This is a genomic window from Aquisalimonas sp. APHAB1-3 (assembly GCF_048323695.1).
GTDB lineage: Bacteria > Pseudomonadota > Gammaproteobacteria > Nitrococcales > Aquisalimonadaceae > Aquisalimonas.
Genome location: NZ_JBLWFT010000004.1, coordinates 143,862 through 162,480 on the forward strand (window position 1 = coordinate 143,862; position 18,619 = coordinate 162,480).

18 protein-coding genes and 1 tRNA gene are annotated in these 18,619 nt (G+C 66.9%); 16 read left to right on the forward strand and 3 right to left on the reverse strand.

What is annotated here, in order from left to right:
- Positions 1-92 precede the first annotated feature (92 nt).
- Positions 93-2,219 carry a TonB-dependent receptor family protein gene (locus tag ACNSTU_RS08900; RefSeq protein ID WP_290634980.1) on the forward strand — a complete coding sequence of 709 codons (2,127 nt, stop codon included), beginning with the start codon at positions 93-95 and terminating at the stop codon, positions 2,217-2,219.
- On the opposite strand, the gene ACNSTU_RS08905 is transcribed toward ACNSTU_RS08900, so the two are convergent.
- From ACNSTU_RS08905 to ACNSTU_RS08915, 3 genes are all read right to left on the reverse strand, one after another.
- A complete protein-coding gene (locus tag ACNSTU_RS08905; RefSeq protein WP_290634978.1) occupies positions 2,156-3,562 on the reverse strand; it encodes an ATP-binding protein in 1,407 nt (468 codons plus the stop codon). The genes ACNSTU_RS08900 and ACNSTU_RS08905 overlap by 64 nt on opposite strands.
- A 2-nt stretch (positions 3,563-3,564) precedes the next feature.
- Complete coding sequence (locus ACNSTU_RS08910) at positions 3,565-4,212, reverse strand: response regulator transcription factor (protein WP_290634976.1); 648 nt, start codon at positions 4,210-4,212, stop codon at positions 3,565-3,567.
- Between the two features lie 329 nt (positions 4,213-4,541).
- A tRNA-Arg gene (locus ACNSTU_RS08915) sits at positions 4,542-4,618 on the reverse strand.
- Between the two features lie 152 nt (positions 4,619-4,770).
- Between ACNSTU_RS08915 and ACNSTU_RS08920 the strand changes: the two genes are divergently transcribed.
- The 15 genes from ACNSTU_RS08920 to urtE all read left to right on the forward strand — a co-directional run bounded on the left by ACNSTU_RS08920 (position 4,771) and on the right by urtE (position 18,602).
- On the forward strand, positions 4,771-5,295 hold the full coding sequence (locus ACNSTU_RS08920; protein WP_290634974.1) for a c-type cytochrome: 525 nt from the start codon (positions 4,771-4,773) through the stop codon (positions 5,293-5,295).
- 254 nt (positions 5,296-5,549) lie between these two features.
- On the forward strand, positions 5,550-6,224 hold the full coding sequence (locus ACNSTU_RS08925; RefSeq protein WP_418212269.1) for a TorF family putative porin: 675 nt from the start codon (positions 5,550-5,552) through the stop codon (positions 6,222-6,224).
- 265 nt (positions 6,225-6,489) lie between these two features.
- Positions 6,490-7,065 carry a HupE/UreJ family protein gene (locus tag ACNSTU_RS08930; RefSeq protein WP_418212270.1) on the forward strand — a complete coding sequence of 192 codons (576 nt, stop codon included), beginning with the start codon at positions 6,490-6,492 and terminating at the stop codon, positions 7,063-7,065.
- 48 nt (positions 7,066-7,113) lie between these two features.
- Complete coding sequence (locus ACNSTU_RS08935) at positions 7,114-7,929, forward strand: urease accessory protein UreD (protein WP_290636104.1); 816 nt, start codon at positions 7,114-7,116, stop codon at positions 7,927-7,929.
- A 21-nt stretch (positions 7,930-7,950) separates the two neighbouring features.
- A complete protein-coding gene (ureA, locus tag ACNSTU_RS08940; RefSeq protein ID WP_290636102.1) occupies positions 7,951-8,253 on the forward strand; it encodes an urease subunit gamma in 303 nt (100 codons plus the stop codon).
- Between the two features lie 11 nt (positions 8,254-8,264).
- Entirely contained in the window at positions 8,265-8,585 is a 321-nt protein-coding gene (locus tag ACNSTU_RS08945; RefSeq protein WP_418212271.1) for an urease subunit beta, read from the forward strand.
- Complete coding sequence (gene ureC, locus ACNSTU_RS08950; protein WP_290636098.1) at positions 8,582-10,288, forward strand: urease subunit alpha; 1,707 nt, start codon at positions 8,582-8,584, stop codon at positions 10,286-10,288. The genes ACNSTU_RS08945 and ureC overlap by 4 nt, the downstream gene beginning before the upstream one ends.
- Positions 10,289-10,298: 10 nt before the next feature.
- A complete protein-coding gene (gene ureE / locus ACNSTU_RS08955; protein ID WP_290636096.1) occupies positions 10,299-10,760 on the forward strand; it encodes an urease accessory protein UreE in 462 nt (153 codons plus the stop codon).
- Positions 10,744-11,430 (forward strand): urease accessory protein UreF, encoded by a 687-nt coding sequence (locus ACNSTU_RS08960; RefSeq protein ID WP_290637623.1) that lies wholly within the window; start codon positions 10,744-10,746, stop codon positions 11,428-11,430. The genes ureE and ACNSTU_RS08960 overlap by 17 nt, the downstream gene beginning before the upstream one ends.
- A gap of 158 nt (positions 11,431-11,588) precedes the next feature.
- A complete protein-coding gene (gene ureG, locus ACNSTU_RS08965; protein WP_290636092.1) occupies positions 11,589-12,218 on the forward strand; it encodes an urease accessory protein UreG in 630 nt (209 codons plus the stop codon).
- 372 nt (positions 12,219-12,590) lie between these two features.
- Positions 12,591-13,910: an urea ABC transporter substrate-binding protein gene (urtA, locus tag ACNSTU_RS08970; protein ID WP_290636090.1), complete on the forward strand. Its 1,320-nt coding sequence runs from the start codon at positions 12,591-12,593 to the stop codon at positions 13,908-13,910.
- A gap of 140 nt (positions 13,911-14,050) precedes the next feature.
- On the forward strand, positions 14,051-15,790 hold the full coding sequence (gene urtB, locus ACNSTU_RS08975; protein ID WP_290636088.1) for an urea ABC transporter permease subunit UrtB: 1,740 nt from the start codon (positions 14,051-14,053) through the stop codon (positions 15,788-15,790).
- 11 nt (positions 15,791-15,801) lie between these two features.
- A complete protein-coding gene (gene urtC, locus ACNSTU_RS08980) occupies positions 15,802-16,905 on the forward strand; it encodes an urea ABC transporter permease subunit UrtC (protein ID WP_290636086.1) in 1,104 nt (367 codons plus the stop codon).
- Positions 16,902-17,753: an urea ABC transporter ATP-binding protein UrtD gene (urtD, locus tag ACNSTU_RS08985; RefSeq protein ID WP_290636084.1), complete on the forward strand. Its 852-nt coding sequence runs from the start codon at positions 16,902-16,904 to the stop codon at positions 17,751-17,753. Before urtC ends, urtD begins: the two co-directional genes overlap by 4 nt.
- A gap of 159 nt (positions 17,754-17,912) precedes the next feature.
- Positions 17,913-18,602 carry an urea ABC transporter ATP-binding subunit UrtE gene (urtE, locus tag ACNSTU_RS08990; protein WP_290636082.1) on the forward strand — a complete coding sequence of 230 codons (690 nt, stop codon included), beginning with the start codon at positions 17,913-17,915 and terminating at the stop codon, positions 18,600-18,602.
- Positions 18,603-18,619: the final 17 nt, after the last annotated feature.

Sequence of the window (18,619 nt, forward strand, 5' to 3'; positions counted from 1 at the left end):
TTTCAGTGTAGCCCGGGAAAACTTCCCATGTCACACCGGGCGGCCAGCGCCAATACTCGGAAGCAGAACAACGACAAATCGGGAGGGTGACCATGACCGCCACCACGCGAATGGCTTGTCTGTGCGCACGGGGTGCCAGCCTGCTGCTGGCGAGCACGTTCACCGTCGCCGCGGATTCCGGGAGTGATGTGCCCCAGCGTCTGCAGGCGCTGGAAGTCCACGCGTTGCTGCTGGACGACATCACGGAAACGCCGGGAGCGGCCGCGGTCCTGAGCGATCACGACATCGAGGCGTATCGCCCGCAGACCCTCCACGACGCGCTGGACTTCGTCTCGGGTGTGCGCACCATCGACGACGACGCCCTGGGCCGCCGGTCCGGCATCGGGATTCGTGGGGCGCCGCCCCGGCGCTCGCGCAAGACCCTGCTGCTGGAGGATGGAACGCCGATTAGTGCCAGCAACTACCTGGATTCCGGTGCCCATTACACGCCGCCGGTGCAGCGGCTGGAGCGCATCGAGGTCCTCAAGGGTGCGGGCCAGATCGTGCACGGGCCGCTGAACAACCACGGCATCGTCAACTTCCGCAACAAGCAGCCCACGCCGATCCCTGAAACCACGGTCGAACTGGCAGGAGGCAACCGCAACACCTTTCAGCGCCATCTCATGCACCGGCGCACTGACGGCGATGTCGGCACGGTATTCGCGTACACGGGCAAGAACGCCGACGGTGTCTTCGACGTCGAAGAGCACCAGTACGACGACTTCTTCGGCAGTGTCCGCTGGGACGTGAACGACCGCCACGACCTGGGCGCGTCGGTGACCCATTTCAGGGAGCGCTCGGACGGCTACGACGAGAACAACCTCAGCCCGGAGCAGTTCGACGAGAATCCGCGCGGCAAGCGCCGCCTCAACGAGGGCCGCGAAGACAACAACATCTCGGTGGATTACTGGAAGGTGGACCTGGGCCACGACTTCCAGGCAACGGAGCGTCTGAGTTTTTCCAGCAAGGCGTTCTACACCAATGTCGATCGCCCCCGCTTCCGGACCAGCGGCGAGCCGCTGGACGACGGTGGCTTCATGCAGGGCCGTGACCGCCGTTACGAGACGTTCGGCCTCGAGACCCGTGCCGCGCTAGCCGGCGTGCAGACCGGTGCCGTGGCGCACACCTTCGAGGGAGGGCTGCGGTTCGAGCGGCATGATTTCGATGATCGCCGGCCGGTGGGGCTCGAGGGCGAGAAACTGGACGCCGGCAACCGCGGGCGTCTGCGCGCCGTCGAAGGCGAGGACGGCTACCCGGCGGACGGACGCCTGATCACGTACAAGGCCGAGGCCTACTCCGGTTTTGTGCAGGACCGCATGCGCGCGGGCGACTGGACCATTACTCCGGGCCTGCGAGTGGAGACCTACCGACAGGAAGCGCACACCCGGTTCCGACCCGGACACGAGGACGAAGGCGCCCGGGAGAGTGAGTGGAACACCCTGTATCTCCCCGGTATCAGTGCTCTCTACCAGGGTTTCGATGCCACGGAAGTCTACGCCGGTGTCCACCGCGGTTACGCGCCGGCACCGGCGCGCTCCGAGGACTTCCCGTTGACTCCCGAGACGGGCATCAATGCGCAGCTCGGGATGCGTGGCGACGTGTTCGGCGGGGTGAGTTATGACGTTGCCGCCTTTTACAATCGCATCAGCGACACCCTGATCCGCGATGACGTGGACGCGTTCGGTGACGCACTGTTCGTCAATTCGGCGGACTCGAACGTTTACGGTGTCGACGTGCAGGGGCGTGTCGATTCCGCGGCGTATATCCCGTCCCCCTACAACGTGTTCGCGGAGCTTGCCTGGAACTACACTGAGGCGGAGTTCCGTACCGGCCCCCTGGATGGCAACCGCGTCCCGGAGATTCCCCGCCACGCCGGCAGTTTCACCCTTGGCGTGGACCACCTCAGTGGCTGGGAGCTGAGCGCCACGGCCAGCCATTTCGGCGCGTTCTACTCCGACATCGAAAACACCCGCACCATCGACGCGGACTCGGGGCGGGTGCCGAGCCGCACGCTTCTGTCCGCTCGCGCCAGCTACCGCACCGCGCTGCAGGGCGTGGACACAACGCTCTGGGTTCAGGGACGCAACCTCACTGACAAGCTCTACATCAGCGATGTTCAGGACGGGCTGCGGCCCGGCGTCGGGCGCACGGTGATGGCAGGTGTCACCGCCCGTTTCTGACAGTCGGGCACCGCGGCGGGGACGCAGGCGCCGGGGAACCTGAAGACCAGCACGGTGCCGGCGCCGGGGCGGCTGTGTACGCGCATGCGCCCGCCCAGGCTGCGCACGCGTTCGCGCATCCCGGCCAGGCCGAGTCCGCCCGTGGGCGTCGTCGCGTCAAAACCACGACCGTTATCGGCGATGCCCAGTTGCAATGTCCCGGCGCACTCGCGCAGCCGAACCCGCGCCCGCTCCGCGCCCCCATGGCGTTTGGCGTTGCTCAGGGCCTCCTGCACCAGCCGGTAGAGATGGATGTCCCGCGCCGTATCCTCGGTGGCGTGCGGGGGCAGGGCCGCTATGTCGAGGCGGACCTGCAGATGCCGGCCCTGCCAGTCCTCGGCCAGAGATCGGAGTGCGGGGCCGAGACCGAGGGTGTCCAGATCGGCCGGATGCAGGCGGCGCATGAGGTTACGCGCCAGTCCGTGGATGTGATGGGCGGTGCTGCGGATTGCCTCGGCCCCGTCCCGGATGCGTGCCGGCAGTGGTGCGCGGTCATCCCGGATGGCGACCGCCTCGGCCTGCAGCGCGCTGGTGCATTGCCCCATCTCGTCGTGGAGTTCCCGGGCCAGGTGCCGCCGTTCGTGCTCCTGGGCGTCCATCAGCGCGCGGTTGAGCAGGCGGTTCCGTTCCCGGGTGCGGGCCAGTGCCGCAGCCAGGGCGTTGAACTGGTCGGCCAGGCGGTCCAGCTCCCGTGTGCCGGTCGTGGCCAGCCGACGGGTGTAATCGCCACGTTCCAGGGCGCCGAGGCCGCCACTGAGCTGCTGCAGCGGAGCAAGCGTACGCCGCAGCAACCACTGAATGAGAACGGCGGCCACAGCACCGAATCCCACCAGCAGCGCCAGCAGGCCGCGCGCCCCCTGCCACGCCTCGGCGATCTCGTCGCCGGGCTCCGCCCGGATCAGCAGCGCCGTTCCGGCGCCGTCGTTGAGCGTAATCGTGCGTGTATGGGCGGCGGCCTCGAATCCCACCAGCCACGCGAACCAGGCCGGAGCCGTGGCACCCCGGTCTGGCGCGGCCGCTGTCAGTGGCCGGTGCGCGTCTTCACGGACCTTTTCAAGTCGCACATGCCGCTGCGGTGTGACGGTCTCGAGCCGGTCCACCAAGTCGTCGGTGCCGCTGGCCGGGGCGTTCCCGTTGGTGTCCGCCACGGCGCTGCGGACCAGTGCCGTGGTCAGGTCCACCGCCGAGGTCAGTTCAGCGTGAACGGCCGTGCGGGCGTGGTGGATGACCAGCGTGAGTCCGGCGACGAGAAACCCGAGGGTGAGCACGGCGAACAGTAGTTGCAGCCGCGTGACCAGCGTCATCGTCAGACCTCCATGACGCCGGCCCGGATTGCCAGCCGGGCGAGATCCGCCGGCCCGGACACCGCCAGCTTCCGGCGAATCCGGGTGCTGCAGTTCGCCGCGGTCTTGTAGCTGATGGACAGCGTCTCGGCGATCTGCGACACGCGCTTGCCGGCGGCAAGCATCCGGAAGATCTCGAACTCCCGGGGAGACAGCACCGCCAGGCCGGAGGGCGCGTTGTCCCCGCCAATGCCTGGCGGCAGATCCGGGCCCAGGAACCGGCGCCCTTCCATCGCCCGACTCACGGCGGTGGTCAGCGTCTCCGGTGCGCTGGCCTTGGTCACATAACCGGTTGCCCCCGCGCTTAGCGCCTGCTCAACGAAGGCCCGCTGGTCGTGCATGCTCATGACCAGAACCCGTTGATCCGGATGGCGGGCGCGGAGGCGGCGCAGTGTCTCCAGGCCGCTCAGCCCGGGCAGGGCCAGGTCCAGCACCACCAGCGAGAACGCCCGTTCGGCGCAGCGCACGCAGGCCGCTTCGCCGCTCTCCGCCTCCTCCACCTGCCATTGGCCGCCGGACTGCTCCAGCAGCCGACGATAGCCGGCACGTACCACGGCGTGGTCGTCCACCAAAAGCAGGCTGCGGGCATGATCGGGTACCAGTGACGGCACGGCGGGGCCCCCGTGATCGCCGGGCGCTGTCCGGACGCACTTGGCCTGGATTGCACCCACAGGTCCGCGTCAAGTCGCGGATTCGTCACAGGGGAGTATAGGACACGGATGGATTGCGACTCGGTGAAGTCCCGATAGAGATGGCCGCCCGGCAGGATTACGACGGCGCCTTTGGCGCCTCGCCCTTCGGGTCCGCGTCGCGGCGCGCCGCGGCACTGGCCGCCTGCGGCGGCCGGTCGAACCTGAGGGGTCTGGATGTCGCAGGTTCGAATCCCGACTCGTGAAGATTCGGTTGCAATCGGGGGGATTGGGGGTGCTTCAAGAGTAGATGGCGCGCCCGGCAGGATTCGAACCTGCGACCTTCGGCTTCGGAGGCCGACGCTCTATCCAACTGAGCTACGGGCGCTTTGATCTGAGCTGCGTAGGATAGCGGTTATGACCGCATACGTCCATGCTCGTCCGGGGCCGGCGAGGTTTTGCGGGTCGGGTCTTTCCGATATACTGCTCTCCCGGTTTTCGGCCCCACCGCGCGGGCGGTAATTCGATGGAGTGTGGAGCGTGAGCGACGAGCAAGACGATAAGGCATTCATGAAAACCTTCGGCGGCGTGATGGCACTGCTCGTCGTGAGCGCGGTGATCATCGGCATCCTGGCGGTATTTGCCAGCACGTTCGATGAATCTCGCCAGCAGGCCCAGCTCGCCCATGAGCGCGACCGTGCGGAGCGTAATCTGCAGTCGGTTGGTGCCGTGCGGGAAGCCGGCGAGTCCGCGCCTGTTGCGGCGGTGGACGAAGACGATGACGACGCTGACGAAGAAGAAGTCGCCATGTCCGGCTCCGAGGTCAATGAATCGGCCTGTATGGCCTGCCACGCCAGCGGCGTGATGGATGCACCGGTGACGGGTGACGAGGGCGTCTGGGCCAGCCTGTATGAAGACAAGGGCCTGGAAGAGCTCGTTGATAATGCCATCAACGGCATCGGCGCCATGCCGGCCCGTGGTGGCGACTCCAGCCTGAGTGACGAGGAAGTGCGCAACGCCGTGGTTTACATGCTCGAAGAGAGCGGTGTGGCCGTCGACGACTGAATCGCGCGCGCAGCACCGAACATTATAGAAGCCGCCCTCCGGGGCGGCTTTTTTGTGCACGGAAAGTGGGCGGCGGAGGGACCGTCGCTGCACGGTGGTGCGCGATGCCACGGCGGGGGCCTGGACGCAACGCCTAAGCATTTGAATAGAAAAAGTAACCAGTAAGTGGCATGGCTTCTGCAGTGACCCGATCGGTCTGAGCCACCGGAACGTGGCGGAACGATTCAGGGATAACCGCAACAGAGGCGATACCAATGAAAAAGACCCTAACTGCGCTGGCCACCGGCGGCCTTCTCGTCACTTCCGGCGGTGCCGTCGCCAATGACCTTGGCGCTGGCTTCGCGTGGAGCGGCAATCTGGCGGTGACGTCGGATTACATTTTCCAGGGGGCCAGCGAGACGGGAGGGCGCCCGGCAATCCAGGGTGGCTTCGACCTGGAACACGCGTCTGGGCTGTATCTGGGCAACTGGAACTCGAGCGTCCAGTTCGGTGAGGGCGATGATGCCTACATCGAGATGGATGTCTACGGCGGCTTTGCCACCGATCTTACTGATGAAGTCGGTATTGATGTCGGGGTGATTCACTACTTCTATCCTGCCGCCGGCGGCGCCGCGGAATTCACGGAGCTCTATGCGGGCGTTAACACGGGGGTCGGTGACCTCGCCGCGGACTTCTACGTCGTCTACGAGGCGGACGACGGCGACTACATCTACTATGAGCTCAATCTCGCCTATGCACTGCCGCGCGACACCTACGTGTTCACCGACGTGGGCTATGTGGACGCCGACGACAGCGATGATGATTTCGCCTATTGGCACATCGGCGCCGGCGTCGAGTACGCAGGCCTCGATTTCAGTGTGATGTACGGCGACAACGACATCTCGGGCAACCGTGACCGCTGGGCGTTCACCGTCGCCACTGACTTCTAGGGGAAGACAGAACAACTCCCATGGGGCTCTGCGGAGCCCTTCCGGGGCGGGCGCGATGCCCGCCCCGTTTTCGTGCGTGAACCGATCTGTTTGCACCGTCGTTGTGCATATCTGGATCGCCCTTCCGCCCTTCCTGTGCTCCATCCGGCGGATATCATTAACTTTTTTGTTCTGGCACAGGTTCTGCTCCAGCTTCGCGCAGACGTTTCGTGCCGGGGCGCTCGAACATTCCCGGCTCACCCGAACCCTGCGTGGAGGTTGTTTGATGCGATATCTGTTGGGGTCCCTGTTCCTGCTTGTTCCCGCCCTCGCGCTGGCGCACCCCGGCCACGGGCATGGCGGCTTCGGCGCCGGGTTCGTGCATCCGCTGCTCGGCCTGGATCATCTACTGGCCATGGCCGGGATCGGCTTCTGGGCGGCCCGCCAGCACACCCTGCGCGGAACCCTGGGCGTGATCGGCGCGTTTCTGGGGGCGGTTGTCCTGGGCTTTGCCGTGGGCGCTGGGCAAGGCGCCCAGCCACTGGTTGAGTTCGGCATCATCGGCTCGCTGTTGATTACGGGCGCGCTCATCTTCGGTGCCCGGCGGGTTCCCATGGCCGCGGCCGCCGCCATTGCCGGTCTGTTCGCGTTGTTTCACGGGCATGCACACGGTGCAGAGATGGCGGCCGGTCTCTCGGCTGCCCTGTTTGCCTCGGGGTTCACCCTCGCGTCGGCCCTGCTGTTGACGGCGGGTGCCGGGCTTGCTGCCGCTGCCGCGCGCATGCGTCAGATGCGACCGATGGAGCGCGTGGGCGGCGGCGTCCTGGTGGCATCCGGCGTTTATCTGCTGATCGTGGTCTGAACCGTGGTAGCACTGCCCACAGCGATCCCCGTTGAGGCAGAGGGCGCCATGGACGGCAGCTGGCTGGGCCGGTTGGAGCTGCGGTTTGCACCGAGAGGCGATCGCACCGTGCTTGCGCGTCGCCGCCACGAGGGCCCTCTGCTGGTGCAGCGAACTTTCCATCCGGAAGGTGCCGTCTGCCACGCCTACCTGATCCATCCGCCCGGTGGCGTGGTCGGCGGTGACCGGCTGCGGCTGGACGCGGATGTGGCCCCGAGCGCTCACGTCCTCCTCACCACGCCCGCCGCGGCCAAGTTCTACCGTACGGCGGGTCCGGTGGCCCATCAGGAGCAGGTGTTCCGGGTCGAGGACGATGCGTCTCTGGAGTTCCTGCCCATGGAGACGATTCTCCATGGTCGCTCCGATACCGCGCTGACAAATCGGTTCCAGCTCTCGGGCGCAGCCCGGTTGTGTGCCTGGGACATCCTCTGTCTGGGCCGTCCAGGCAGTGGCGACCACTTCGATGCGGCGCGCTGCGCTCAGGAGCTGCTGATCGAACGGGACGGACAGGTGTTACTGCACGAGCGGCTGAATCTGGCCTCCGGCGACCCCCTGCTGACCCGGCCGTGGGGGCTGGATGGTTATACCACGGTGATTTCGCTGGTGATGACGCCAGCTGCGGAAGGTCTCGAGGAGACCCTTCGCGCCCGGCTGGAGCGCCATCCCGTGCGCCTTGGCGTATCACGCATCGGCGACCTGCTGTTGCTACGCGGCCTTGCCAACGGGGCCGAGGCCGCGCGGGCCGTACTCGAAGATGCGTGGCAGGTGGTGCGGGAGCCCGTTCTGGGCCGTACACCGAGCACCCCTCGCATCTGGAAGACCTGAACAACACTCTGGAGGCGTCTCATGGAGCTTACACCCCGCGAGAAAGACAAGCTGCTGCTGTTCACCGCCGCACTGGTGGCGGAGCGGCGCCAGGCCAAGGGCCTGAAGCTGAACTACCCGGAGGCGAAGGCCATGATCTCCGCGGCCATCATGGAGGGCGCACGCGAGGGCCGGACGGTCGCCGAGCTCATGAGCCTGGGCGGCGAGGTGCTCACCCGCGATGACGTCATGGACGGCGTCGCCGAGATGATCCCCGAGGTGCAGGTGGAGGCCACGTTTCCGGACGGGGTGAAGCTGGTCACCGTCCACGAACCCATCCGCTGAGGAGGCGCGCCATGATTCCCGGAGAGATTCTGCCCGCCGATGGCGGCATCGTCCTGAACGACGGCCGTGAGACCGTCACGGTGGCGGTCACCAACACCGGCGACCGGCCGGTGCAGGTGGGCTCGCACTACCACTTCTTCGAGGTGAACAATGCGCTCACCTTCGACCGAGGCGCCGCGCGGGGCTTCCGGCTGGACATCCCCGCCGGCACGGCGGTGCGTTTCGAGCCCGGCCAGGAGCGCACGGTGCAGCTGGTGCGCTACGCCGGCGACGGCACCGTTTACGGCTTTCAGGGCCGCGTCATGGGGCCGCTGAAGGAGGGCACGGCATGAGCAATACCATCTCCCGCACCGCCTACGCGGACATGTTCGGCCCCACCACGGGCGACCGCGTGCGCCTGGGCGACACCGAGCTGCTGATTCGCGTGGAGCGCGACCACACCGTCTACGGCGACGAGGTGAAGTTCGGCGGCGGCAAGGTCATCCGCGACGGCATGGGCCAGAGTCAGCGCACCAGCCGTGACGTGGTGGATACCGTGATCACCAACGCGCTTATTCTCGACCACTGGGGCGTGGTCAAGGCGGACATCGGCATCAAGGCCGGCCGCATCCAAGCCATCGGCAAGGCCGGCAACCCGGACACCCAGCCGGACGTGGACATCGTCATCGGCCCCGGCACGGAGGTGATCGCCGCCGAGGGCAAGATCGTCACTGCCGGCGGGATCGATGCCCACATCCACTTCGTCTGCCCGCAGCAGATCGAGGAGGCGCTTACCTCGGGCGTGACCACCATGATCGGCGGCGGCACCGGGCCGGCCACCGGTACCAATGCCACCACCTGCACGCCCGGGCCGTGGAACATCCACCGCATGCTGGAGGCCGCCGAGGCATTCCCCATGAACCTGGGCTTTCTCGGCAAGGGCAACGGCAGTCTGCCGGAGGCGCTCAACGAGCAGATCGAGGCGGGTGCCCTGGGGCTCAAGCTGCACGAGGACTGGGGCACCACCCCGGCGTCCATCGACTGCGCGCTGTCGGTGGCGGATCACCATGACGTGCAGGTGTGCATCCACACCGACACCCTGAACGAGTCCGGCTTCGTGGAGGACACGGTGGCGGCATTCAAGGACCGCACCATCCACACCTACCACACCGAGGGCGCCGGTGGCGGCCACGCCCCGGATATCATCAAGGTGTGCGGCCTGGCCAACGTGCTGCCGTCGAGCACCAACCCGACGCGGCCGTTCACCACCAACACCATCGACGAGCACCTGGACATGCTCATGGTGTGTCACCACCTGGACCCGCGCATCCCCGAGGACGTGGCCTTCGCCGAGAGCCGCATCCGGCGCGAGACCATTGCCGCCGAGGACATCCTGCACGATCTTGGTGCGTTCTCGGTGATCTCTTCGGATTCCCAGGCCATGGGCCGGGTTGGCGAGGTGGTCATCCGCACCTGGCAGACGGCGCACAAGATGAAGGTCCAGCGCGGCGCCCTGAAACAGGACAGTGCCGGCGATGACAATTACCGTGCCCGGCGCTACATCGCCAAGTACACCATCAACCCGGCGCTCGCCCACGGCATCGCCCACGAGGTGGGCTCGCTGGAGCCGGGCAAGCTGGCGGACATCGTGCTCTGGGATCCGGCCTTCTTCGGCGTCAAGCCGGCACTCATTCTCAAGGGCGGGTTCATCGCCAGCGCCCCCATGGGCGACCCCAACGCCTCCATCCCCACGCCGCAGCCGGTGCACTACCGGCCCATGTTCGGCAGCCACGGCCGCGCCATGACCGGCACGTCCGTGAGTTTCGTCTCGCAGGCGGCATTGAACGCGGGCATCGGCGAGCGGCTGGGGCTGCAGCGGCGGCTGGTGGCCGTGCAGGGCTGCCGCAGCGTGCAGAAGCAGGATCTGGTGCTGAACAACTGGCAGCCGCACATGGAGGTGGACCCGGAGACCTACGAGGTGCGCGCCGACGGCGAACTGCTTACCTGCGAGCCCATGGCCGAGCTGCCCATGGCGCAGCGGTACTTCCTGTTCTGAGGAGCAAGCCATGCTGCAACTGACCGAGCGAGTGGGCGCGGCACCGGAGGACGGTGTGCTGCGGTTGCCCTTTGATACCCGCCAGAAGAGCCGTTTCCGGGCTGCGTTGAGCGACGGCACGGAGGTGGGGGTGTTCCTGGAGCGTGGCCACATCCTGCGCGACGGCGACTGCCTGCGCGCCGTCGACGGCCGCGTGGTGCGGGTTGAGGCGGCCGATGAAACGGTCTCCACCGTGCGCTGTGGTGATGCCACGCTGCTCGCCCGCGTGTGCTACCACCTGGGCAATCGCCACGTGCCGCTGCAGATCGGCCACGGTCTTTGCCGCTACCGCCATGACCACGTACTGGATGACATGGTGCGTGGTCTCGGCGTCGAGCCGATAGCGGAGCAAGCCCCCTTCGAGCCGGAGGCGGGCGCCTACGGCGGTGGCCACGGCCACGGGCATGGGCACGACCATGACCACCACCACTGACACCGGTCTGGCCCGCCGGCGCCTGTGGCAGCTCATGAGCCCGACGTTGCCCGTGGGCGCCTACAGCTACTCGGGGGGGCTTGAGTATGCCATCGAGGCAGGCTGGGTCGGCGATGCGGATGCGGTCGCCGACTGGCTCCAGGGGCAGCTCCGGCACACCCTGGGGCGGGTGGACATCCCGCTGCTGGCGCGCCTGCACGCGGCCTGGCGCCGCAACGACACCGCCGCCGTGACCCGCTACAGCCGCTGGCTGCGCGCCAGCCGCGAAACCCGGGAACTGGTGGCGGAGGACCACCACCTGGGTCGGGCCCTGGCGCGACTGCTGGCAGAGCTGGACATGCCCGAGGCGCAGCCGTGGACGGCCGAGCCCGAGGCGAGCTGGGCCGCATTGTACGCCCTGGCGCTGGCGCGCTGGGAGATTCCGCTGGCCGAAGGCGCCGAAGCGTACCTGTGGGCCTGGTGCGAGAACCAGGTGGCCGCCGCCATCAAGCTGGTGCCCCTGGGGCAGACGGCCGGGCAGAAGCTGCTGCTGGAGCTGGCGGAGCCCATCGGCGCCGCCGCGGCCGCGGGCCTGCAACTGGATGATGACGCCATCGGCGGTACCGCCCCGGGCGTGGCCATCGCCAGCAGCCTGCATGAAACGCAGTATTCCCGGCTGTTCCGAAGCTAGGCGCAGCAGCACCGTAGGGTGGACCTTCAGGTCCACCATGCTCCGGCACTCACCCTGCGGTGGTCTGTCGAAGCCCAATTGGTGGACCTGAAGGTCCACCCTACGGTGCTCCTACGGCCACAGCGGACGCCCAACGGCAACATCAGGAGGAAGACACCATGTCCACAACCGAACAGGCCCTGCGCGTCGGCATCGGCGGGCCCGTGGGCTCCGGCAAGACCGCGCTGCTGGAATCCCTGTGCCACGCCATGCGTGACCACTACAACATTGCCGTGGTCACCAACGACATCTACACCCGTGAAGACGCCGAGTTCCTCACCCGCCGTAACGCTCTGGAGGCCGAGCGCATCATGGGCGTGGAGACCGGCGGTTGTCCGCACACCGCCATCCGCGAGGACGCGTCCATGAACCTCTCCGCCGTGGCGGACCTCAACGCCCGCTTCCCGGGGCTGGACGTGGTGTTCGTGGAGAGCGGCGGGGACAACCTCTCGGCCACCTTCAGCCCGGAGCTGTCGGACCTCACCATCTACGTCATCGACGTCTGCGCCGGCGACAAGATCCCGCGCAAGGGCGGCCCCGGCGTGACCCGCTCGGACCTGCTGGTGATCAACAAGATCGACCTGGCCGAGGGCGTCGGCGCCTCGCTCGAAGTCATGGATCGGGACAGCAAGCGCATGCGCGGCGAACGCCCGTTCCTGTTCACCAATCTCAAGACCGGTCAGGGCCTCGACGAGGTCGTCGATTTCATCGTCCGCGAAGGCATGCTGCGCAGCCGCGACATTGCTTAACCGTAGGGTGGACCTTCAGGTCCACCTGTTCCCGTCGGCTTTCCTGTTTGAAAGGCTGATAATCACCCGTGGCGGACCTGAAGGTCCGCCCTACGCCTGCCTACGCTCGCTCTGCGCCTCACACGTCCCCCGACCAGCGCAGCCGACGCACTGTCATTGTGCGTATGCGTTTCCGCGGTGCGAATCCAGGCGTCATGGCGGTGCAATATTCTTGAGGCGAGTGCGAAACGTGTTGTTTTTGCGGTTTCTTTAACCCTGGCATGCGGCTTGCTCCGTATGGATGCAGTGCCGGGCCCGGCGGCCCGGTACCGCGGAGTCACTGCCCCGGCCCGGTGCATGCCGGGCCGATCAACAGGACCACGGAGGCAACCGATGCATTCAGAACAACCGAAAACGGCGCTCGTTCGAGCCACTGCAGGCAGCGCCCTGGCGCTGGGGCTGCTGGCAGCGGGCAACGCCCAGGCGGACGACCCCATCAAGGTGGGGATTCTCCACTCCCTCTCCGGCACCATGGCCATCAGCGAGACGTCCCTGCGCGACGTGGCGCTCATGACCATCGAGGACATCAACGAGCAGGGCGGCCTGCTGGGTCGCGAGTTGGAGCCGGTGGTGATGGACCCGGGCTCCGACTGGCCCACCTATGCCGAACAGGCGCGCGAGATGATCGAGCGCGAGGAAGTGGACGTGATCTTCGGCTCCTGGACGTCCGTCTCCCGCGAGGCGGTGCTGCCGGTGCTGGAAGAGCTCAACGGCCTGATGTTCTACCCGGTGCAGTACGAGGGCGAGGAGTCCTCCCGCAATATCTTCTACACGGGCGCGGCGCCGAACCAGCAGACGCTGCCCGCCGTGGAGTACCTCATGAGCGAAGAGGGTGGCGGTGCGGAGCGCTTCTACCTGCTGGGCACGGACTACGTCTTCCCGCGCACCACGAACCGCATCGTGCGGGCCTACCTGAATGCCCACGGCATCGGCGACGAGGACATCGAGGAGGTCTACACGCCCTTCGGCCACGATGACTTCCAGACCATTGTCGACGACATCGGCAGCTTCGCCGACGGCGGCCCCACCGCCGTGATCAACACCGTCAACGGCGACGCCAACGTGGCGTTCTACCAGGAGCTGGCCAACCAGGGCATCGACCCCATCGACGTGCCGGTGCTGGCCACGTCCGTGGGCGAGGAGGAGCTGCGCGGCATGGACACGGACCTCCTGGCCGGCCACCTCGCGGCCTGGAACTACTTCATGTCCATCGATACGCCGGAGAACGAGCAGTTCACGGAGCGCTGGTTCGAGTACGTGGAGGAGAACGACCTCTCGGGCGGTTCCGACCGGGTTACCAACGACCCCATGGAAGCCACCCACATGGGTATCCGTATGTGGGCCCAGGCCGTGCTGCAGGCCGGCACTACCGATGTGGACGCCGTGCGCCAGGCCGTCTACGGCCAGTGCGTGGATTCCCCGTCCGGTTTCGAGGTGTGCATGGACGAGGAGAACCACCACCTGCACAAGCCGGTCATCATCGGCGAGATCGAGCCCGACGGTCAGTTCTTCCCGGTCTGGGAGACCGATGACGTGGTCCGCGCCGAGCCCTGGAGCGAGTACGTCGAGGGCAACGAGAACCGCACTGCCAACTGGCGGTACCCGTGGGTCTGTGGCGACTGCGAGGAACCCACCTACGACCTCGGGTTCTGACGGACTCAGCAAGAACCGCGGGCGCGCACAGGGAGCGTGCGCGTCACCGCGAACATCCGCGGGGCGGTCGTCCCCGCGACCCCCAAACACCAGAACACGGACACCAGCCGTTCACCGGGCGGCTCCGAGGAGATCGTGTCATGTGCAAGACCGCGTGGACGCACCGCTGGTCACTGCTGCTTCTGATCCTGCTGGCGTTGCCCGGATCCGGGGCCATGGCGGACACCGCCCTGGATCAGGCGGAGGAGCGCGTGGAGGAGCTCGATCAGGACGACGACGAGGCCATTGAAGACCAGCTGGCTGCCGTCGAGGAGCGGGATCTGGCGCCCGGGACCGCCGAGGTGCTCAGCCGCCTGGCCACGGCGGACCGGCGGGAGCTGCAGGCGGCCATGGAGGACATCGCCGGGCTGCAGGATGCCGATGCCCTGCCAACCCTGTTCGCCCTGCAGGATCGCCGCCTGTACTACACCGAGGACGGCACCCTGATCATCGAGAATCCACAGGACGGCTCGCTCCGCGAGGCGACCACCGGCCGTGAGCGAGCCGATCTCAGTTCGGGCGACCTCGCCCAGCCGCGGCTGACCAACGTGGTGCGGCGCACCCTGCGGCCCACCATCGGCGCCCTGCAGATCTTCTCCGACGATCCGCAGGCCCGCCTTGCCGCAGCCGATGAGCTGGCGGAACGCCCCCGGCCCGAGATGCGCGACGCAATTACCGAGGCACTGGAGCGCGAGACCGCCGCCGAGACCGATCGCCTGCTGAACATCGCCCTGGCCCAGCTCGATCTCGACAGCGACGACGACGCGCGCCGGCTGGAAGCGGTGCAGATCATCGCCGAGGTGCGGGCCAACCGGCTGCGCTCCGACCTGGAGGCGCTGACCCGCATGGACGACGACGGCAACTACCTGGAGCCCGTTGCCGAGATCCGTGAGGCTGCGGCCGCCGGCGTGGAGGCGATCGACCGTCGTGCCCGGTTCGCCGGCTTCGCCTCGGATTTCGTCTACGGCATGTCCATGGGCAGCGTGCTCCTGCTCGCCGCCATGGGCCTTGCCATCGTGTTCGGGCTCATGGGCGTCATCAACATGGCCCACGGCGAGCTGCTCATGGTGGGCGCCTACACCACCTTCATGACCCAGAGCCTGTTCGCGCTGTTCGCGCCCCAGTGGTTCCAGTACTACCTCATCGCTGCCGTGCCCCTGGCATTCGTGGTCACGGCGGGCGTGGGCATTCTCATGGAGCGTGGCGTGATCCGGTTCCTCTACAACCGGCCGCTGGAGACGCTGCTGGCCACTTGGGGCATCAGCCTCATCCTGATCCAGAGCGTGCGCTGGATGTTCGGTGCGCAGAACGTGGCCGTAGCCAGCCCGCCCTGGTTCTCCGGCAGTGTGCAGATCATGCAGGGCGTGACCCTCTCCACCAGCCGCGTGGGCGTGATCCTGTTCGCGATCTTCGTGGTGGCCCTGGTGTGGTTCCTCATGAACCGCACCCGCCTCGGACTGGAGGTGCGCGCCGTGATGCAGAACCGGGACATGGCGGCCGCCCTGGGCGTGCCCGCCAAGCGCGTGGACATGTGGACCTTCGCCGTGGGCGCCGGCGTGGCCGGCCTCGGCGGTGTGGCGCTGTCACAGATCGTCAACGTCGGCCCGGAGATGGGTCAGAACTACATCGTCGACTCGTTCATGGTCGTGGTGCTGGGCGGCGTCGGCAACCTCCTCGGGCCGGTATTCAGTGCGCTTGGCATTGGCGTGACCACCAAGTTCCTTGAGCCCGCAACGGGGGCGGTTCTGGCAACCATCCTCGTGTTCGCGGCCATCATTCTGTTCATCCAGTGGCGTCCCCAGGGCATTTTTGCCCTCAAGGGGCGGTCTGCTGACGATTAAGGAGACCGATCATGCAGCCGCAAACTGCGCTGTCCCGCGTCGGCCGACTGCACACGCGTACGGCCTGGTTGATCCTGGTAGCCCTCGCCGTGCTGGCACTGGTGGTGGTGCCGGTGCTGAACCTGGTGGTGCCGCCGGACCATCCCCTGCACATGCCGGGCTGGATGGTCACCTTGGCCGGCCGCTTCCTGTGTCTGGCGCTGGTGGCCCTGGCGCTGGACCTGATCTGGGGTTACACGGGGATTCTCTCGCTCGGCCACGGGGTGTTCTTCGCCATGGGCGGCTACGTCATGGGCGCGCACCTCACCCGTGTCGCCTACGATGACGGGCGCCTGCCCAACTTCCTGCAGTGGCTGGATTACAGCGACTGGCCCTGGTACTGGGCGGGGTTCGACTCGTTCCTGTTCACCCTGGTGATGATCGGGCTGGTGCCCGGCATTCTGGCTTTCATCTTCGGCTTTCTCGCCTTCCGCTCGCGGGTGCGTGGTGTGTACTTCGCCATCATTACCCAGGCGCTCACGTTCGGCGGCATGCACCTGTTCTTCCGCACGGAGACGGGCTTCGGTGGCGACACGGGCCTGACCAATTTCGATACCCTGCTGGGCTTCGAGCTGGGTACGCCCGGGTCACGCCTGGCGTTGTTCTGGGTGAGTGCTGCCACGCTGATCACCGCCTACCTGCTGTGCCGCTGGATCGTCACCTCGAAGCTCGGCCGCGTGATGACGGCCATTCGCGATGCCGAGACCCGGCTGCGCTTCACCGGCTACGACCCACTGCGTTACAAGCTGTTCGTGTGGGTGGTCTCGGCGGTGCTGTGCGGGGTGGCCGGTGCGCTGTACGTGCCGCAGACCGGGGTGATCAACCCCTCGGAGATGGCTCCGCCGGCGTCCATCGAGATGGCCATCTGGGTCGCTCTGGGCGGTCGCGGCACGCTGGTGGGCGCCATCGTCGGTGCCGGCATCGTCAACGTGGTCAAGACCTGGGCCACCAGCGCCTACCCGGATCTGTGGCTGTACATCCTCGGCGCCATGTTCATCGGTGTCACCCTGTTCCTGCCCAAGGGGGTGGTCGGGGTTCTCGGCATGCTGCGCCGGCGCAGGGGAGGTGAGGCATGAACGCCCTGAGTCGGTCACTGGACGATTTCCGCGAACTGATGCGGCGCGACCAGGTCTTCGACCTGGTCAACCGGTCGGCGCGGAACGATACCGTGGACATGAGCCACGGCGTGGCCCTCTACCTTGAAGGCATCACCAAGTCGTTCGACGGCTTCAGGGCCCTGGACGACCTCACGCTCTACATCGGCGACGGCGAACTGCGCTGCATCATCGGTCCCAACGGCGCCGGCAAGACCACGCTGATGGACGTGATCACCGGCAAGACCCGGCCGGACGAGGGCTCCGCCTGGTTCGGCAGCAACATGGACCTGCTGCGCCTGAAGGAGCACGAGGTCGCCCAGCGCGGCATCGGCCGGAAGTTCCAGAAACCGACCGTGTACGAGAACCACACCGTGTTCGAGAACCTGGAGCTGGCCATGCACGCCGACCGCGGCCTTGTAACCAGCCTCACCTGGCGACTCAGCGGCGAGCAGCACGACCGCATCGGCGAGATCCTGGAGCTGATCGGGCTGACCGCACGGCGGGATACCGAGGCAGGGCTGCTCTCCCACGGCCAGAAGCAGTGGCTGGAGATCGGATCGCTGCTGATGCAGAACCCGCGCCTGCTGCTGGTGGACGAGCCCGTGGCCGGCATGTCCGGTCAGGAGACAGAAGCCACCGCCGAGCTGCTCACCAGCCTGGCTGGCAAGCATTCCGTGGTGGTGGTGGAGCACGACATGGATTTCGTGCGCTCCATTGCCCGCCAGGTCACCGTGCTGCACCAGGGCAGCGTTCTCGCCGAGGGCAGCATGGATCAGGTGCAGAACGCCCCGCGGGTGCGCGAGGTGTACCTCGGGGAAGAGGAATAGACGGACATGCCTGCCCTGGTCGCGGCTTGCACCGCTCCTACAGACGGCGCCGTGATGCTGTAGGAGCGGCGCGAGCCGCGATAGAGCCAGACAGACCACCCGCAGGAGCGGCGCAAGCCGCGACGTTCCCACGGGAAGACACAAGACGGGAGAACCGAGATGCTCCGCATCGAAGGCCTGAACCAGTACTACGGCGGCAGTCATATCCTGCGGGATATCAGTCTCGACGTGCAGGCCGGCCGCGCCAACTGCCTCATGGGCCGCAACGGCATGGGCAAGACGACGCTGCTGAAGTGCATCATGGGGCTGGTGCCCATCACGGGCGGCCGGGTGCTGTTCCATGGCGAGGACATCAGTGGCAGGAAGCCGTATGAGCGCGCCCGGCTCGGCCTTGGGTACGTGCCCCAGGGGCGCGAGATCTTCCCGCAGCTCACGGTGGAGGAGAACCTGCGGGTGCCCCTGGCAAGCAAGCGCTCCAGGGCCATCCCTGACGACATCTACGATCTGTTTCCCGTCCTCAAGGACATGGCCCGTCGCCGCGGCGGTGACCTGTCAGGTGGTCAGCAGCAACAGCTGGCCATCGGCCGGGCGTTGGTGCTGCAGCCGGAAATACTGCTTCTGGACGAGCCGATCGAGGGCATCCAGCCGAACATCGTCAAGGAGATCAGCGACGTGATCCGGCTGTTGAACCGGGAGCGGGGCATTACCATCCTGCTGGTGGAGCAGAAGCTCCCATTCGCCCGTGCCACGGCCGACCGGTTCGACATCATGAACAACGGCAGCGTGGTGGCGTCGGGAGAGATGGACGAGCTGGGCGACGACCTGATCCAGGAACACCTCACCGTCTAGTCTCCGCGGGCCACGAC

Coding starts and splice junctions, on each gene's coding strand:
- ACNSTU_RS08900 (WP_290634980.1), top strand. CDS start 93: ATGACCGCCACCACGCGAATGGCTTGTCTGTGCGCACGGGGTGCCAGC.
- ACNSTU_RS08905 (WP_290634978.1), bottom strand. CDS start 3,562: ATGACGCTGGTCACGCGGCTGCAACTACTGTTCGCCGTGCTCACCCTC.
- ACNSTU_RS08925 (WP_418212269.1), top strand. CDS start 5,550: ATGAAAAAGACCCTAACTGCGCTGGCCACCGGCGGCCTTCTCGTCACT.
- ACNSTU_RS08930 (WP_418212270.1), top strand. CDS start 6,490: ATGCGATATCTGTTGGGGTCCCTGTTCCTGCTTGTTCCCGCCCTCGCG.
- ACNSTU_RS08935 (WP_290636104.1), top strand. CDS start 7,114: ATGGACGGCAGCTGGCTGGGCCGGTTGGAGCTGCGGTTTGCACCGAGA.
- ureA (WP_290636102.1), top strand. CDS start 7,951: ATGGAGCTTACACCCCGCGAGAAAGACAAGCTGCTGCTGTTCACCGCC.
- ACNSTU_RS08945 (WP_418212271.1), top strand. CDS start 8,265: ATGATTCCCGGAGAGATTCTGCCCGCCGATGGCGGCATCGTCCTGAAC.
- ureC (WP_290636098.1), top strand. CDS start 8,582: ATGAGCAATACCATCTCCCGCACCGCCTACGCGGACATGTTCGGCCCC.
- ureE (WP_290636096.1), top strand. CDS start 10,299: ATGCTGCAACTGACCGAGCGAGTGGGCGCGGCACCGGAGGACGGTGTG.
- ACNSTU_RS08960 (WP_290637623.1), top strand. CDS start 10,744: ATGACCACCACCACTGACACCGGTCTGGCCCGCCGGCGCCTGTGGCAG.
- ureG (WP_290636092.1), top strand. CDS start 11,589: ATGTCCACAACCGAACAGGCCCTGCGCGTCGGCATCGGCGGGCCCGTG.
- urtA (WP_290636090.1), top strand. CDS start 12,591: ATGCATTCAGAACAACCGAAAACGGCGCTCGTTCGAGCCACTGCAGGC.
- urtB (WP_290636088.1), top strand. CDS start 14,051: ATGTGCAAGACCGCGTGGACGCACCGCTGGTCACTGCTGCTTCTGATC.
- urtC (WP_290636086.1), top strand. CDS start 15,802: ATGCAGCCGCAAACTGCGCTGTCCCGCGTCGGCCGACTGCACACGCGT.
- urtD (WP_290636084.1), top strand. CDS start 16,902: ATGAACGCCCTGAGTCGGTCACTGGACGATTTCCGCGAACTGATGCGG.
- urtE (WP_290636082.1), top strand. CDS start 17,913: ATGCTCCGCATCGAAGGCCTGAACCAGTACTACGGCGGCAGTCATATC.